This window comes from Neisseria sp. 27098_8_139, assembly GCF_041433195.1.
In the GTDB taxonomy this organism is placed as follows: Bacteria; Pseudomonadota; Gammaproteobacteria; order Burkholderiales; family Neisseriaceae; genus Neisseria; species Neisseria subflava.
The window spans coordinates 236,954-253,264 of the sequence record NZ_JAPWBA010000003.1 but is presented as its reverse complement, the minus strand read 5'-3'; the positions used below and the strand labels follow the sequence as shown (position 1 = coordinate 253,264).

Sequence of the window (16,311 nt, the reverse complement as noted above, 5' to 3'; positions counted from 1 at the left end):
CAGGAGTGATGCCTTCGATAACGAGATTGTCTGCATTCAATGCTGCAACTTTACCGACAAGTGCGTCAAACCAATCGTCGCTTTTGCCTTGAGCCAACAGGGTTTCGGCAGCAGGGTCAACGGCTTGGAAAACTTGCGCATTTAATGCTGCTGCAAATGCTTTTGCCGCTGCATCGGCGCTCAGACCAGCAGATACCGGTGCGATCAGGATTTTTGCCATTTTGTGTCCTCTCATTCGGTGATTGTAGAAGGGTGTTGCTGTGGCGCAGCTGGTGCTGCATTTATCACTTCGGGATAACATATACATGGCCATATTAACATATGTCATCAGGCCGTCTGAAAAGTATAAACGCAATGGACCAAATTCATCAATCCCCCATTGCTGCCAAAAGCTCGGCTTGATGCTCGGCAATCAGGGCATTGGTGATTTCTTCTAAATCGCCGTCCATCACAAAATCCAGTTTGTGCAGGGTAAGGTTGATGCGGTGGTCGGTAACGCGGCCTTGTGGGTAGTTGTAGGTGCGGATGCGTTCGCTGCGGTCGCCGCTGCCGATCAGGGATTTGCGTTCGGCGGCTTCTTTGGCTTGTGCTTCGCGTTTTTGCGCGTCGTTCAGGCGGGCAGCGAGGACTTTCATCGCTTGCGCTTTGTTGGCGTGTTGGCTGCGGCCGTCTTGGCATTCGACCACCATGCCTGTCGGCAAGTGGGTAATACGGACGGCGGAGTCGGTTTTGTTGATGTGCTGACCGCCCGCGCCGGATGCACGGAAGGTGTCGATGCGCAGGTCGGCGGGGTTCAATTCGATGTCTTCGAGTTCGTCCGCTTCGGGCATGACGGCAACGGTACAGGCGGAGGTGTGGATACGGCCTTGGCTTTCGGTAGCAGGGACGCGTTGCACGCGGTGGCCGCCGGATTCAAATTTCAGACGGCTGTATGCGCCCAAGCCGATAATGCGGGCGATGACTTCTTTATAGCCGCCCAATTCGCTTTCATTGGCGGAAACGATTTCGACCTGCCAGCGGTTGCGCTCGGCGTAGCGGCTGTACATACGCAGCAAATCGCCTGCAAACAGCGCGGCTTCGTCGCCGCCCGTTCCGGCGCGTACCTCGATAAAGATATTTTTGTCGTCGTCGGCATCTTTGGGCAGCAGCAGTTTTTGCAATTCGGTATCGAGTTCGTCGATTTTGGCTTTTGCCGCTTCGATTTCTTCGGCGGCAAAGTCTTTCATTTCAGGGTCGGACAGCATTTCTTCGGCATCTGCCAAGTCGCTTTGCGCCAGCTGGTAGTTTTGGAAGACTTCGACAACGGGGGTCAGTTCGGCGTGTTCACGTGTGAGTTTGCGGTAGTTGTCCATGTCGGACGTGGCTTCAGGCTGACCGAGCAGGTGGGTGACTTCTTCCAGTCGGTCGCTGAGTTGTTGTAGTTTTTCTAAAATAGACGGCTTCATAAATTTTCCAAAATACGGATGCCGTCGAGTGGTCTGCAACGGCGAAATAAGGAGTCATTATAATGGGTTTGAATGAAAATTCAAAAAGATATGATTGATTGGAAAGGCCGTCTGAAACCTGTTTTTGAGTTTCAGACGGCCTTTTTTAGTATGGGCTTATTTAGGCGCAGCCAAGATGCCTGTTTGGTTCAGCAGGAACAAAACGGTAAATCCGGTCAGGTAAATCAAGCCGAGGATGGCAAGGAAGTTCATGCCCATGGTCAGTTTGTGGCGTTTGTCGCCTTTGACGAGGCGGTAGTTCAGCCAAGCGAACACAGGGGCTGAAACGAAGGCGGTAATCATGGCGAATTTGAGCAGCTCTGCCATTGCGCTGTTGAACCAGAAAATCACGGCCAAGCCTGAGCCTGCAACCCAGACGTTCCAAGCAAACAGTTCGACGTTGCCGGTTTTGTCTTTACCGCGCAGCAGGCGTACCGGTTCGGCAATCGCGCGTGCGTAGCCGTCCACTACGGTAATGGTGGTGCCGTACATGCAGGCGAAGGCGATAAATGCCACCAGCGGACGCGACCATTCGCCGATGGTCACGGCGTACATATTAATCAGTTGGCCAACATATTTGCCGCCCGCCATTTGTACTTCCTCGCCGTTGCCGTATTGTACATATGCACCCAAGGCGAGGAAAACGACCGCCAAAATCGCGCTGGTAATGTAGCCGACGTTGAAGTCGAAAATACCGTCGCGGTAGCTGGAAGGGTTGATGCGTTGTTTTTCGGTTACCCACAAAGAGTTGATGGCGGAAATTTCAATCGGCGCAGGCATCCAGCCCATCAGCGCGATTAAGAAGCCCAAGCCGGTCAGCGTCCAAGGGGTGGGCTCGATAAAGTCGGGCTTCATCTGCATACCGCGAGACATGGCAACGGCTGCCGCGGCAACGGTGGCAATAGTCAGGCTGACGATGATGATTTTGGAAACGTTGTCCAACGCTTTATAGCGGCCGCTTGCCAGAATCAGCAGGCAGGAAGCCATGATCAGGGCGGACACTATACCGGTATCGAGAGTCAGTGATGGGATTGCCATTTTGACGATGGCGGCGGTAACGATGGCAACCGCACCCGCGTTAATCGTTGCCGATGCAATACACAAAATCAAAAATACCCACAAATAAACGCGGCTTTTTTCGGCATAGCCTTCAATCAGGCTTTTGCCCGTGTCCAGTGTGTAATGTGCGCTGAAGCGGAAAAACGGGTATTTAAAGAGATTGGTCAGAATAATGATCAGCGCAAGCTGCCAGCCGTAAAGCGCACCTGCCTGCGTGGAGGCAATCAGGTGCGAGCCACCGACCGCTGCCGAAGCCATCATGATGCCAGGGCCGAGGGCATTAATTTTGCTCTGCCAGGTAGAGGAGTGTGTATGTTGTTCTGCCATAAGTATTTTCCGCCTGTTTCAGACGGCCTTATTATCAAAAAAAAGCATATTTTAACGTAAATAAAAAGTTTGCCCAATAATATGCGTAATACTTTTTATCAATCAAGGGGAAAATACGGTTTGAAAAAGCTGAAATAGGGGAATTAGCGATATTTTGTGCTAAAAACATTTTTTCAGACGGCCTTGTATCGCTTTTTATTCATGAATATGGGGTAGGAAAGGCAGAGTGTGTCGGTTTGGAAACGAAATGGCAGGGCAAGGCTTTTTGATGCTTTGAGGTCGGCATATTAAGGGGAAGTATGGAGCAGGGAATCCACGTTTTGCTCGGTGATTTCAGCCAGTTGTGTCAGCGGTATGCCGCGCAATTCGGCGGCAATTTCGGCGATACGTCGGATGTTGGCTGGTGTATTGGTTTCATGGCCGAGCATAAAAGGGCTGTCGGTTTCGAGAACGAAATCCGTGTCGTTTAAAGCTTGTAAGGCGGCACGGACTTTTTTTGCATTGGGATTGAGTAGCAGCGAGCCTATGCCGATTTTGAAGCCGAGTTTCACCAAAATCTGTGCTTCTTCTACGCTGCCGGAGAAGGCGTGAACGATACCGCCTTGTGTGAAACCGGCGGTTTTAACGGCGGCGGCAATGGCGGCGGTAGCTTTCAGATTATGGATGATGACGCGGCGGTTGAGGTTTTGGGCGAGGATGAGTTGGCGGATAAAGACGTCGGTCTGCGTGTCGCGTTGTGCTTGGGTTTGCTCTTTGCCATAAAAATCCAAGCCGATTTCGCCAACCCATGCTTGAGGATGCCGGATTAATTCGGACTTTAACTCCTGGAATACCGCTTCGTTGAGGCCGTCTGAAAACCATGGGTGAATGCCCAAAGCGATATGGATATTTTCAGACGGCCTTTCCAACTGCGCAACTTCCTGCCAATCCTTGGGAGATGTTGCCGGTACGATAAAACGCGCTACGCCGACGGCTTGCGCTTCGGCAAGCACGGTAGGCAGCGTGTTGGCAAGTTTAGGGTCGGCAAGATGACAGTGGGTGTCGGTAAAAGTCATGTTAAATGGCGGTTTACAGCAGATTTAATTGTCGCAATTCTTGTTGCACCTTATCCGCATTCCAGTCATGGGATACGGCAAGGGTCATCAGCGCAGTGGCGGTTTCAAGGTTGCATTTGCCGCCATTAATAATGCCTGCCTGACGCAAAGCATCGCCTTGGGCATAAACGGCAGCGGCGCAACCTTGCGGCACTTGGCTGATGTTGAGCAGCAATTTGCCTTGTTGCGTAAAGGCTTGGACGGCTCGGACAAACGCATCGTCGCTCGGCGCATTGCCGTGGCCGTAGCTTTGCAGAATCAGGGCTTGGGTGGAAAGATGGGGCAGGCCGTCTGAAAGTTCTTGCGCGGCATAACCGGGAATCAGCGTGCGGACGGAAACTTTTGCTTCGGGGGATGGAAGACGCGGTTTGAGGCCGTCTGAATGTTGGGTCGGGGCGGTACGGATATTGTGCCAACCTTTGTTTTTCTCCCATTCGGCAAGCGCGCCAAAATGCAGGTTGTCAAAACCTGCGGCGGTTTCGGTGCTGACCTTGCTGCTGCCGACGGCTGGGAAGAGCTTGCCGTCAAAGGCAATCGCCACTTGTTTGAGTTTGAGCGAGAAGGCGGAAACGGAGATGGCAAGGTTGCGCGGCGCATCGCTGTTGGCAGCATCGTAAGGCCATTGCGAGCCGGTCAGGATAATAGGTTTGTCCAAACCTTGCAGCGAAAGGGCGAAGAGGTTGGCGGTGTACGCCATGGTATCCGTGCCGTGCAGCACCAAAATGCCGTCATAGTCAGGCAGTTTGGCGATAATAAGCTCCAACCAGTCGCGTTGGTTTTGCAGCGTTACTGCGGAAGAATCGATGAGCGGCTGGCAAACGTGCCATTCGAAATCAAGGCCGTCTGAAAAGGGGGCAAGGGCTTTATCGACGAGAGCGGTGTCGGGACGCAGGCCGGCGCTGCTTTGGGTCATGCCGATGGTGCCGCCGGTGTAGAGGACGAAGATTTTTTGTTTCATGGTGTTTCTAATGAATGGTAGAGGCCGTCTGAAAGCGGGGAAGTGTTTCAGACGGCCTGGAGTGGTTTATTGATTGGTTTGTTTTTTGGCTTTTGCAGCGCGTTTTTCGTGTAATTTTTCACGGAAGAAGGTATGGCGGCGGTGTTTTCTCCACCAAATCCAGCCGACAATGACGGCACCGATGCCCAGTACCGCAAAGATACCGGATTGCAGGCTGTGCATTTTTTTCATCAGCCAGTCGGTATTGCGTGCGCCGTATTCGCCCAGATAAATCCAAACCGGAACGGAAATCAGCGCGGCCAAGCCGTCCATCAGGATAAAGCGCAGGTAGGAAACCTTGCGGCTGATGCCGGCGGTTACGAAAACGGCGGTACGCAGGCCGGGCAGGAAACGGGCGACGAATAAAACCCAGTTGCCGTATTTGTCGAATTTTTCCTGTACTTGGGCGTAGCGTTTGGGCGTCATCACGCGCGCAATCGGTTTGAATTTAAGGATTTTTTGCCCCCAAATCCGGCCGGCCGCAAACATAAAGCCATCGCCCGCCAATACGCCGAGCATACCGACAAGAAACATAATATGCGAATTGGTATAACCCAGGCCGGAAATCACGCCGCCGGTTACCAGTGTCAAATCTTCAGGAATCGGCACGCCGAAGCCGCAAATAACCAAAACGAAAAACACGGCCGCATAGCCGTATTCAACGAAAAAAGATTCTAAAATAGCAAACATGGCCGCTGTCCCACGATAGATATTGATTGATAACTGGATTAATTTGGAATTTTACCAAAGATAAGGCCGTCTGAAAGCAATCACAAGCAGATATTGTTTAAATTTGACGGTAGTTTGCAAAAAATCTCAAAATTCGCACGTGGAAAGTTGGGATTTGAACAGATTTGGCAGGTACAATAGCCGCTGGTTTATCTTTCAAACCCGAAATGGCAGTCTGTTTTCAGACGGCCTGTTCAGGAAAATGAAATCATGAAATACAGAGATTTGCGAGAATTTATCGCCGGATTGGAAGCTGATGGCAAACTCAAGCGCATTCAGCATCCGGTATCGCCGCATTTAGAAATGACCGAAATCGCCGACCGCGTGTTGCGCGCCGAAGGGCCGGCGTTGTTGTTTGAAAACCCGATTAAGCCCGACGGTACGCGCTACGATTATCCCGTGTTGGCGAACCTGTTCGGCACGCCCGAACGGGTGGCGATGGGCATGGGCGCGGACAGCGTGTCCAAACTGCGCGAAATCGGGCAGACGCTGGCGTATCTGAAAGAACCCGAACCGCCCAAAGGCATCAAAGACGCGTTTTCCAAACTGCCGCTGCTGAAAGACATTTGGAGCATGGCGCCGAACGTGGTGAAAAACGCGCCGTGTCAGGAAATCGTATGGGAAGGTGAAGACGTTGATTTGTATAAACTTCCGATTCAGCATTGCTGGCCGGAAGACGTTGCGCCGCTGGTAACATGGGGTTTGACCGTCACGCGCGGTCCGCACAAAAAACGCCAAAACTTAGGCATTTACCGCCAACAACTCATCGGCAAAAACAAGCTGATTATGCGCTGGCTGTCACATCGCGGCGGCGCGCTGGATTATCAGGAATTCCGCAAACTTAATCCCGATACGCCGTATCCTGTCGCCGTCGTGCTCGGTTGTGACCCTGCTACTATTCTCGGAGCGGTAACGCCTGTTCCCGATACTTTGAGCGAATATCAGTTTGCCGGACTGCTGCGCGGCTCGCGGACGGAGCTGGTGAAATGTATCGGCAACGATTTGCAAGTGCCTGCCCGTGCAGAAATCGTATTGGAAGGCGTGATTCATCCAAATGAAACCGCGTTGGAAGGCCCATACGGCGACCACACCGGCTATTACAACGAGCAGGACCATTTCCCTGTGTTTACGGTCGAGCGCATTACCATGCGTGAAAACCCGATTTACCATTCCACCTACACGGGCAAACCGCCCGATGAACCCGCCGTTTTGGGCGTGGCGTTGAATGAAGTGTTCGTACCGCTTTTGCAAAAGCAGTTCCCCGAAATCACCGATTTCTACCTGCCGCCCGAAGGTTGCTCCTACCGCATGGCGGTGGTCAGCATGAAAAAACAATACGCCGGACACGCCAAGCGCGTGATGATGGGCTGCTGGTCGTTCCTGCGCCAGTTTATGTACACCAAATTCATCATCGTGGTCGATGACGATGTGGATGTACGCGACTGGAAAGAAGTCATCTGGGCGGTAACCACGCGCATGGACCCAGTACGCGACACCGTTTTGGTAGAAAACACGCCTATTGACTACCTCGACTTCGCCAGCCCCGTCAGCGGACTCGGCGGCAAAATGGGGTTGGATGCGACCAACAAATGGCCGGGAGAAACCGACCGCGAATGGGGGCGTGTGATCAAAAAAGACCCTGCTGTTACTGCCAAAATCGATGAGATTTGGGAGAGTTTGGGTTTGTAGATGTCGGATTTATTGGAATTTCTACTTCAAATATTGATGGAAATAATTGAGTCTATGTTTGAGGGGACGATAGAAATATTGAGGCTCGATTGGAGAAAAAGAAAACTCTCCAAAAAAGGCTTGATAATGTTGGCGATATGGTTTGCCATTATTGTTGCACTGATTGTGTATATGGTCATTCCTCAGTAAACATCTTATTCTGACAAGGCATCTGTTAAAAGGCCGTCTGAAACTTTTGGGGTTTCAGACGGCCTTTGACTTGAAAACCTAGCGTGGTTTGAGCCACTTCCATTGTTCTTGTATGGTTTCTTGCAGGGCTTTTTGTTTTTCTGCAGGCGTGTTCATGCCATTGGTCAAGCGGCTGTAGTCGAGGGTAATGGAAGGGTTTTGTACGGTTCCGCCGATTTTTAGGGGAATCGGTTTGTTTTTAGGTTGCAGTACGTTGCTGATAAGCAGGTTTTCCGATAGCTTTTGGGTATTCAAATCGGTATAGCCGCTGCTGACAACGTGCAGGCTGTCGGAAAACAGTTCGGTGTTGATATGATGGCTGATGCCTTTCTCGATTTCGCTATTGAGGGTGAAATGATGGAAAGGGGTTTTGAGGTTGCTGTTGTCGATTTTTTCCGAAGAAATGCCGTTTTTCAGAATGCTGTCCATATCAATGCCGTGCCATGCGCCGTTGGTAATATCGAGGAACAGGCTGCCGTTTAGGGCTTGTATCATTTGGGCGCGGTCGTTACCGGTGGTTTTAATGTCGATAACGGCGTCGCCGCTGCCGCTGAAGCTGTGGAAACCGAACAGGTCTTGCAGCAGCGGCTGAATTTGTATGCCTTTTGCGTTTTGCTGAAGGTGGTAGGAAGCAGGTTGGGTCGCCGCAATACTCAGGCCGCCCTCGGTTTTGCCGCCATAAAGCCCGGCTTTGAAACGGTGCAGGGCGATATGTTCTTTATCGGCGGTGAGCAGGGATTCGATGTTTTCTAATTGCAGGCCGGCGGTTTGAATGCTGCCGATTTGGAGGTTGGCCTCAATATCGGGCAACCAGGATTTGGCCAGCAGGGAAGGAAGGTTTAGTGGTGGCTGGGTTTTCAGATCTTCCAAGTAAGGGGTCAGATTGAGTTTTTGTAAGGCGATACCGGCGTCAAGGTGCGGACGCGGTTGGGTATCGCGTTGGTATTTAAAGGCCAAGGCAAGGGCTTGTCTGTCAAATGCGCCTTTCAGACGGCCTTCCCATGTATTGAGGCTGAAATTGGCCTGTCCTTCGAGTGTACTGATAAATCGGGGGCGGGGAAGACGGTTGATGGTGTCTTGCAGGGTGCTGAGGTGCAGTTTGGGTGCATCGATGCCTTTGCCTTTTTGCCAAACCAACGGGCTGGAAAAGGTAAAGTTGGTTTGGAGGCGGTCGTTTTTATGGCTGCCTTTGAGTTCAAAATTGGCGGCGGTCAAAACGGTTGGATAGAGGTTGGCTTTGTCCAGTTTGAATGAACCGTCCCATTGGTTGTTTTCACTGCCGGCGGTCAATGCGCCGTTGAGTGTGTTGAGGTGCAAATAACCGTTTTTGAATTGCAAGAGGGGCGAACGTGTGTTGATATGCAAGTTTTGATAGTCGCTTTCGGCTTGCAGATTGAAGTCGCGGAAAAGGGCGGTTTGGTTTTGCCAATTAAGGCTGCCTGCGATTTGGGCATCCAGCTTGTTTTTGAGCAATACGGTTTGCAGGTTTAATTTGAGGGCGGGAACGCTCCAGCCGGCATCATCTTGTACAAGATGTCCAATGCCTTGCCAACTGATGGGGTTGCCTATGTTTTGCAGTGTGCCGCTGATATCGAATGGACGGCCGTCTGAATCTGCTCTGCGCAGGGAAAATTGCAGATCGTTTAAGACAATATCTTGCTCTTTATTGTGATAGCGTATGCTGCCGCTATTGATGATGATGCGGTTGAGCTGGAAGCTTTCTTTTGATGCATGGTTTTGTTGCAGGCAGGCAGGCAGGTGGTTTTTGGGACCCAGCGTCAGCGACGGATTGGAAAGAATCCATTTTTCAAGAATGGGGGCGTCTGACCATAGGCTGCTCCAGCCAAAGCCCATTTTGGACTCGGCAATGCTCAGCGTCGGCGTGTCTGGTTCGGAAGATGAAAGGCTGAGATCTTTTAAAATAAGCGTAGGGCGCGGCAGCCATTTTCTGCTGATATTGGCGTTGTATTTGACTTGGCAGCCATGGGCGGAAAAGTTTTTCTGTATGAATGCGTCGATGTTTTCTGTATTGAATATGCGGAACATTAAGGCACTCAATACCGCTGCAAGGCATAAAAGCACGGCGATGCTGAAAACCAGGGTTTTCAGCCAAAATTTTCCTGAGTGCAACATGGAATGAACAGACAATTCAGATTCTCGCTTTGATGGGAGCTTTAAGGAGTGATTGGAAGTTTAAGCCTTGCTGTTTAAGCGTGTGGAAGTATAACACAGAGCGTGGGCCTGTGTTTCAGACGGCATCGGTATGTCAATAAAAAACACCGCCCGAAGGCGGTGTTGATTTAAGCATAAATTATTTACGCAGACCCAGGCGGGTAATCAGTGTACGGTAAGTATCAGGCTGAGTACGACGCAGGTAAGACAACAGGCGACGACGTTGGCTAACCATTTTCAACAGGCCGCGACGGCTGTGGTGGTCTTTAGGGTTGGCTTTGAAGTGAGGAGTCAGGTCGTTGATGCGGAAAGTCAACAGAGCGACTTGTACTTCAGAAGAGCCGGTATCGCCTTCTTTGCGTTGGAAATCTTTAACAATTTGTGCTTTTTGTTCTACGGTCAATGCCATGATGGATAACTCCGAAAATAAAAGAACCTTTTCAGGTTCGGACAAGTTTGCCAAGCCGAACGACCTAAGCAAACTCCTAAGTGCCTTTTTATAAAGACGGGCGGATTATGCCACAATTTGTCTTTGTGCGCTATATCTTTTCAGACGGCCAAAAAAAAGCGGCGATACCTTTCAGTACCGCCAAAGCTGCTTTGGTGATAAAAACTAAACTTTATTTGCTCGCGCAGCGGAAGCCCAAGTTATTTAAAACATATTTGGACTGCAGGCTGGTGCGGATGCCGTAGCGTAAGAATGCCGCATAGTTGGACGGATCACTTGAGCCTACGGATGCGCCGCTACAGAACATTTGTGTGTTGGATGAGCCGGCAGAGAGTTGGCTGCTGTTGAAATCTTCAGTCCATTCCCAAATCAGGCCGTGCATATCATATACGCCCCAATAGTTGGGTTTGTTTTTACCGATGTCGTGCAGGCCGTTTCGGCCGCCGTCTGCATACCAATCTAAGATGGTGCGGTTATAGCCAGGCTCGGCAGAGCCGTCTTTTTGAGTGGCAGAAGCCAAGCCTGCAAATTCCCACTCGTCAATAGTCGGCAGACGTTTGCCTTTGGAAACGCAGTAGGCATTAGCGGCGAACCATGAAACATTGGTTACCGGATGTTTGAGTTCGCTAGCTTTAGGCGCAAAACTATTGCTGCCGTTTTTTACCCAATGTTTCAGGTAAGCTTTTTCAGCATGTTTGGAATTGATTTTTCCTTTTTGCCATTGCGGATGTGTGTTCACAAATTCGGCAAATTCGGCATTGGTTACCGGATATTTGTCAAGCTGGAAAGGTTTGACTTTAATAAGGGAAGTTTCTTTTTTGAGATAGAGAGGACGGTAGCTGCCGCCTTCAACTTTTGCCATTTCGGCCGCCGCTGCACTGCCGCTTGCGACAAGGGTAAATAGGGCGATGAGTGGTATGAGTTTCATAACGGGCTTTCTAATCTGAATACGGGGATTATTAGGCTTTGATTATATAGCGAAACCGGATAAAAATCCTGAGAAGCCTTCTGATTATTGTGCTTTGGGCTTATCGGGTTCGTGAATGCTTGAAACCGGTTTTTCAGACGACCTTCGATGCTTGAGAGGTCGTCTGAAAAACCAATCTTTCGATTGGTCGTGGAAGAAAGCCACTGTTGTCCTTGCATCAGCCGGAACAGCAGTGGCTTTTTTCTGTTTCTATGCCGAGATGACTGGATTAGTAGCCGCCTTTATCTGCAGATGCTGCGGAAGCAGCTGCTGGAGCGGAAGCGGCAGCTGGAGCGGAAGCGGCAGCACCGGCAGGTTGGTAAACGGTGTCGCTCAGTTTTTTGGTCATGATTTCAGGGTTTTCATCACCCTCAACTTTCAATTGACCCAAAGCACCTTTGTTGAATGCACGGAAGATAGAGTGGTCAACCAAAGTGTAGCTGCCCGGGATGTCGGCTTTAAATTCAACGATAACGGCACCACCGGCAGGAATAACTGTGCTTTGTACGTTTTCGTTAATCAGTTTACCACCTTCAACATATACTTTGTCGAAGATTTCGCCGATAACGTGGAAAGAAGATACCAAGTTAGGACCACCGTTACCAACGTACATACGAACGGTTTCACCAGCTTTAGCTTTCAGAGCGTTGTCGCCGGCGATAGAGCCTACGTGACCGTTGAATACAACGTATTCAGGTTGTTCGGCGATCGCTTTATCCATATCGAAAGGTTGCAGGCCTTGAGCACCTTTTTTACCTTTGGTATAGAAGTCACCTTGTACGATGTAGAACTCTTTGTCCACTTTAGGCAGACCTTCTTTAGGTTCAACCAAGATCAAACCGTACATACCGTTAGCGATGTGCATACCTACAGGAGCAACGGCACAGTGGTAGATGTACAAACCAGCTTGCAGTGCTTTAAAGCTGAAGGTAGAAGTGTGGCCAGGAGCAGTAAAGGTAGCTTCTGCACCACCGCCTTGACCGGTTGCAGCGTGGAAGTCAACGTTATGAGGAACGGTAGAAGAAGGATTGTTAGAGAATTCAACTTCAACAGTATCTCCTTCACGTACACGGATCATTTGACCTGGAACGTCGCCGTTGAATGTCCAGTAGTGGTACTCAACACCGTCTTCCATGGTCATGGTTTTTTCAACGGTTTCCATTTTAACGCGTACTTTAGCCGGATGATCGCGATCAGTTGGAGGTGGAACTTCCGGAGCGTGAGTCATGATAGCATCGATTACAGGCAGTTCTGAAGAAGGAGTCTCGGCAGCAGCTTGTGAGTCGGAAGCGGCAGGAGCTTCAGCAGAAGCGGTAGCAGCTGGAGTTTCAGCAGGTTTAGCAGCTTGCTCGCCGCATGCGGCCAATGCAAATACAGAAGCGATAAGTGCGGCTAAGGTTTGGCGTTTCATGTTTAAAGTTTCCTTATAGTAAGAAAAGTAAGAATCCTGATAGGATGGTTTGAAATTTTGTATGATTATGTAGGCGCTTGTTTGGTCATATTTTGATGTAAATCAAATTGTTCAGGGAATATGAATCTTTTAATCCCTAAATACTCCTTTAGAAGTATAAAAAAATACATCGAAAAGTTTATTTTTGTGTGAAAATGTTAGCGAAAACTTAACACAAATACGATAAAGGAGGGTTTGTATAGGAAAATGGGAATCAATATCATATAAGTTAATGGTTTTAAAGGAATATTATTGACAAAATATTTCTTTACTTATTAAACCGTGATACAATCTTTAACATTCATATTTGATGAATTAATACCACCCAACCACTTTTTACCAAAATTAAGGAGTACTTAAAATGGGACAGTACAAGAAGCTTTGGTACTTGCTGTTTGCCGTGCTGGCAGTATGCTTTACCATTCTTGGTTATATGGGTAGCGAAGTCTATAAAAAGGCTCCGCCATACCCTGAACAAGTCGTTTCTGCATCCGGCAAAGTCCTGATGACCAAAGACGATATTTTGGCAGGTCAATCTGCATGGCAAACTATCGGCGGTATGGAAGTCGGCTCTGTATTGGGGCACGGTGCATACCAAGCTCCGGACTGGACTGCCGACTGGCTGCACCGCGAGCTGGTTGCATGGTTGGATCTGACTGCGCAAGAAACTTACGGCAAAAAATTTGACGAAGTTTCTCCTGAAGAACAAGCTGTTCTGAAAACCCGTTTGGCTGACGAATACCGCAGCCAAAGCCGTGTTAAGGAAGATGGTTCTGTCGTTGTCAGTGAAACTCGTGTGAAAGCGATCGAAAGCATCCTGCCTTACTACCACGGTGTGTACAGTGACGATCCTAAGTTCCAAACCACTCGCGAACACTTTGCAATGAAAAACAACACATTGCCAAGCCCAGAAGCGCGTGAAAAACTGTTCAACTTCTTCTTCTGGACTTCTTGGTCTGCTTCGACCAACCGTCCTGACGAGACTTTCACCTACACCAACAACTGGCCACACGAGCCTTTGATCAACAATGTACCGACTACTGAAAACTACATGTGGTCTTTCACCAGCGTGGTATTGTTGCTGATGGGTATCGGCTTGTTGATGTGGGGTTACTCTTTCTTGACCAAGCATGAAGAGGTTGAAGTACCTACTGAAGATCCTATCTCTAAAGTACAACTGACTCCTTCTCAAAAAGCGTTGGGCAAATATGTATTCCTGACTGTTGCGCTGTTTGTCGTACAAGTACTGTTGGGTGGTTTGACCGCTCACTATACTGTCGAAGGTCAAGGCTTCTACGGTATCGATACCGCACTGGGCTTTGAAATGGCCGACTGGTTCCCATATGCGTTGACCCGTACTTGGCACATCCAATCCGCTATTTTCTGGATTGCAACCGGCTTCCTGACAGCAGGTCTGTTCTTAGCTCCGATTGTGAACGGCGGTAAAGATCCTAAATTCCAACGTGCCGGTGTGAACTTCCTATACATCGCCCTGTTCATCGTAGTTGGCGGTTCTTACGCAGGTAACTTCTTTGCTTTGACTCACATCATTCCACCTGAACTGAACTTCTGGTTTGGCCACCAAGGTTACGAATACTTGGATTTGGGTCGCTTCTGGCAACTTCTGCTGATGGTCGGCCTGCTGTTGTGGCTGTTCCTGATGCTGCGTTGTACTATCTCTGCCTTTAAAGAAAAAGGTACAGATAAAAACCTGTTGGCTATCTTCGTAGCTTCTATGGTCGGTGTGGGTGTGTTCTACGCTCCTGGCCTGTTCTACGGTGAGAAATCTCCAATCGCTGTGATGGAATACTGGCGTTGGTGGGTGGTTCACCTGTGGGTAGAAGGCTTCTTCGAAGTGTTCGCTACTGCCGCCTTCGCATTCATCTTCTACAACATGGGCTTTGTCCGCCGTAGTACTGCTACTGCTTCTACTCTGGCAGCTGCTGCAATCTTCATGTTGGGTGGTATTCCAGGTACATTGCACCACTTGTACTTCTCCGGCTCTACCTCTGCTTCTATGGCAATCGGTGCATGTTTCTCCGCTTTGGAAGTTGTACCTTTGGTTCTGCTGGGTCGAGAAGCTTACGAACACTGGTCTTACCAACACCTGTCCGACTGGGCAAAACGTCTGCGTTGGCCTCTGATGTGCTTCGTAGCAGTTGCCTTCTGGAACATGATCGGTGCCGGCGTATTCGGCTTCTTGATTAACCCGCCGATTTCCCTGTTCTACATCCAAGGTCTGAACACTACTGCAGTTCACGCTCACGCGGCTCTGTTCGGTGTGTATGGTTTCTTGGCTCTGGGCTTCGTATTGCTGGTTGCACGCTACCTGAAACCTAATGTTCAATTTGACGATAAACTGATGACTTGGGGTTTCTGGCTGCTGAACGGCGGTCTGGTGGGTATGATTGCCATCAGCCTGTTGCCGGTCGGCGTGATTCAAGCTTACGCTTCTATCACTCATGGTCTGTGGTATGCACGTAGCGAAGAGTTCCTGCAAATGGAAATCCTGGATACCCTGCGTTGGGTTCGTACCGCTGCTGACTTGATCTTCATCGGTGGTGCTGTCTGCGTTGCTATCCAAGCTACCAAAATCGTATTTAGCCGCGATAAATAATCTTAAGCTGAATTAAATCGAAGGCCGTCTGAAAAGTTTTCAGACGGCCTTTCTGTTATAATTTCAATATTCTTAAATTGACAAGACAAAACATTATGTTCAACCAAGCTGCTCAAGAGCTGACCACTGTTCGCGATTTATTGCGTTTTGCCGTCAGCCGTTTTAATGATGCCGGACTGTTTTTCGGACATGGAAGTGATAATGCCCATGACGAGGCAGCCTATCTGATTTTGCACACTTTGAACCTGCCTTTGGATACGTTGGAGCCTTATTTGGATGCCAAATTGTTGCAAAGTGAGAAGGAGGAAGTGTTGTCCATTCTCGAACGCCGCGCAGTTGAGCATATTCCTGCCGCGTATCTGACGCATCAGGCATGGCAGGGTGAGTTTGATTTTTATGTCGATGAGCGCGTTATTGTGCCTCGTTCTTTTATTTACGAATTGCTTGGCGACGGTATCCGTCCTTGGATTGAACACAATGAATTGGTGCATCGAGCTTTGGATTTGTGTACCGGTAGCGGCTGTTTGGCTATTCAAATGGCGCATCACTATCCCGACGCACAAATCGATGCCGTTGATTTGAGCTTGGATGCGCTGGAAGTAGCCGCGATCAATATCGAAGATTATGGCTTGGAAGACCGCATCAGCTTGGTGCATACCGATTTGTTTGAAGGTTTGGATGAAACCTACGACTTGATTGTTTCCAATCCGCCTTATGTTGACGCGGAATCTGTGGAGGCGTTGCCTGATGAATACCTGCATGAGCCGGAATTGGCTTTGGGCAGTGGCGAAGATGGTTTGGACGCTACACGGCAAATCATTCTGCAAGCGGCGAAATATTTGAATCCGAGAGGTGTATTGCTGGTTGAAATCGGTCACAACCGTGAGGTATTGGAAGCGGCTTATCCCGAATTACCGTTTACTTGGTTGGAAACCAGCGGTGGCGATGGGTTTGTATTCTTGTTGACCCGCGAGCAATTACTGGGTGAAGAATAGTTTATTTTGATATAAATAAAACAAAGGCCGTCTGAAAAAGTTTCAGACGGCCTTT

General features: G+C 49.5%; 12 protein-coding genes and 1 pseudogene. 3 read left to right on the top strand and 10 right to left on the bottom strand.

Going from position 1 to position 16,311, the window contains the following annotated elements:
• From O3660_RS05705 to O3660_RS05680, 6 genes and pseudogenes are all read right to left on the bottom strand, one after another.
• A pseudogene (locus tag O3660_RS05705) lies at nt 1-220 on the bottom strand (phosphate acetyltransferase); the annotation flags it as partial.
• 148 nt (nt 221-368) lie between these two features.
• Entirely contained in the window at nt 369-1,445 is a 1,077-nt protein-coding gene (prfA, locus tag O3660_RS05700; protein WP_049329850.1) for a peptide chain release factor 1, read from the bottom strand.
• A gap of 156 nt (nt 1,446-1,601) precedes the next feature.
• Complete coding sequence (locus O3660_RS05695) at nt 1,602-2,870, bottom strand: divalent metal cation transporter (RefSeq protein WP_308111487.1); 1,269 nt, start codon at nt 2,868-2,870, stop codon at nt 1,602-1,604.
• Between the two features lie 287 nt (nt 2,871-3,157).
• Complete coding sequence (locus tag O3660_RS05690; protein WP_049329852.1) at nt 3,158-3,925, bottom strand: TatD family hydrolase; 768 nt, start codon at nt 3,923-3,925, stop codon at nt 3,158-3,160.
• 13 nt (nt 3,926-3,938) lie between these two features.
• Nucleotides 3,939-4,922 carry an asparaginase gene (locus O3660_RS05685; RefSeq protein WP_371464646.1) on the bottom strand — a complete coding sequence of 328 codons (984 nt, stop codon included), beginning with the start codon at nt 4,920-4,922 and terminating at the stop codon, nt 3,939-3,941.
• 66 nt (nt 4,923-4,988) lie between these two features.
• Entirely contained in the window at nt 4,989-5,651 is a 663-nt protein-coding gene (locus O3660_RS05680) for a DedA family protein (RefSeq protein ID WP_371464645.1), read from the bottom strand.
• Between the two features lie 249 nt (nt 5,652-5,900).
• On the opposite strand from O3660_RS05680, the gene ubiD reads away from it, so the two are divergent.
• Nucleotides 5,901-7,379 (top strand): 4-hydroxy-3-polyprenylbenzoate decarboxylase, encoded by a 1,479-nt coding sequence (gene ubiD / locus O3660_RS05675; protein ID WP_371464644.1) that lies wholly within the window; start codon nt 5,901-5,903, stop codon nt 7,377-7,379.
• Between the two features lie 267 nt (nt 7,380-7,646).
• On the opposite strand, the gene O3660_RS05670 is transcribed toward ubiD, so the two are convergent.
• The 4 genes from O3660_RS05670 to nirK all read right to left on the bottom strand — a co-directional run bounded on the left by O3660_RS05670 (nt 7,647) and on the right by nirK (nt 12,605).
• Complete coding sequence (locus O3660_RS05670) at nt 7,647-9,740, bottom strand: AsmA family protein (RefSeq protein WP_371464647.1); 2,094 nt, start codon at nt 9,738-9,740, stop codon at nt 7,647-7,649.
• Between the two features lie 178 nt (nt 9,741-9,918).
• On the bottom strand, nt 9,919-10,188 hold the full coding sequence (rpsO, locus tag O3660_RS05665) for a 30S ribosomal protein S15 (protein ID WP_003679932.1): 270 nt from the start codon (nt 10,186-10,188) through the stop codon (nt 9,919-9,921).
• A 211-nt stretch (nt 10,189-10,399) separates the two neighbouring features.
• Nucleotides 10,400-11,155 carry a formylglycine-generating enzyme family protein gene (locus tag O3660_RS05660; protein ID WP_049329858.1) on the bottom strand — a complete coding sequence of 252 codons (756 nt, stop codon included), beginning with the start codon at nt 11,153-11,155 and terminating at the stop codon, nt 10,400-10,402.
• Between the two features lie 268 nt (nt 11,156-11,423).
• Nucleotides 11,424-12,605 carry a copper-containing nitrite reductase gene (gene nirK, locus O3660_RS05655; RefSeq protein WP_295862705.1) on the bottom strand — a complete coding sequence of 394 codons (1,182 nt, stop codon included), beginning with the start codon at nt 12,603-12,605 and terminating at the stop codon, nt 11,424-11,426.
• A 400-nt stretch (nt 12,606-13,005) separates the two neighbouring features.
• Between nirK and O3660_RS05650 the strand changes: the two genes are divergently transcribed.
• Together O3660_RS05650 and prmB are read left to right on the top strand one after the other, a co-directional pair.
• The gene (locus O3660_RS05650) at nt 13,006-15,261 is read left to right on the top strand and encodes a nitric-oxide reductase large subunit (protein ID WP_371464642.1); all 2,256 of its coding nucleotides are present in this window, start codon (nt 13,006-13,008) and stop codon (nt 15,259-15,261) included.
• Between the two features lie 95 nt (nt 15,262-15,356).
• On the top strand, nt 15,357-16,256 hold the full coding sequence (gene prmB / locus O3660_RS05645; RefSeq protein WP_049352150.1) for a 50S ribosomal protein L3 N(5)-glutamine methyltransferase: 900 nt from the start codon (nt 15,357-15,359) through the stop codon (nt 16,254-16,256).
• Nucleotides 16,257-16,311 lie beyond the last annotated feature (55 nt).

Coding starts and splice junctions, on each gene's coding strand:
- ubiD (WP_371464644.1), top strand. CDS start 5,901: ATGAAATACAGAGATTTGCGAGAATTTATCGCCGGATTGGAAGCTGAT.
- rpsO (WP_003679932.1), bottom strand. CDS start 10,188: ATGGCATTGACCGTAGAACAAAAAGCACAAATTGTTAAAGATTTCCAA.
- O3660_RS05690 (WP_049329852.1), bottom strand. CDS start 3,925: ATGACTTTTACCGACACCCACTGTCATCTTGCCGACCCTAAACTTGCC.
- O3660_RS05685 (WP_371464646.1), bottom strand. CDS start 4,922: ATGAAACAAAAAATCTTCGTCCTCTACACCGGCGGCACCATCGGCATG.
- O3660_RS05695 (WP_308111487.1), bottom strand. CDS start 2,870: ATGGCAGAACAACATACACACTCCTCTACCTGGCAGAGCAAAATTAAT.
- prfA (WP_049329850.1), bottom strand. CDS start 1,445: ATGAAGCCGTCTATTTTAGAAAAACTACAACAACTCAGCGACCGACTG.
- prmB (WP_049352150.1), top strand. CDS start 15,357: ATGTTCAACCAAGCTGCTCAAGAGCTGACCACTGTTCGCGATTTATTG.
- O3660_RS05650 (WP_371464642.1), top strand. CDS start 13,006: ATGGGACAGTACAAGAAGCTTTGGTACTTGCTGTTTGCCGTGCTGGCA.
- nirK (WP_295862705.1), bottom strand. CDS start 12,605: ATGAAACGCCAAACCTTAGCCGCACTTATCGCTTCTGTATTTGCATTG.
- O3660_RS05670 (WP_371464647.1), bottom strand. CDS start 9,740: ATGTTGCACTCAGGAAAATTTTGGCTGAAAACCCTGGTTTTCAGCATC.
- O3660_RS05660 (WP_049329858.1), bottom strand. CDS start 11,155: ATGAAACTCATACCACTCATCGCCCTATTTACCCTTGTCGCAAGCGGC.
- O3660_RS05680 (WP_371464645.1), bottom strand. CDS start 5,651: ATGTTTGCTATTTTAGAATCTTTTTTCGTTGAATACGGCTATGCGGCC.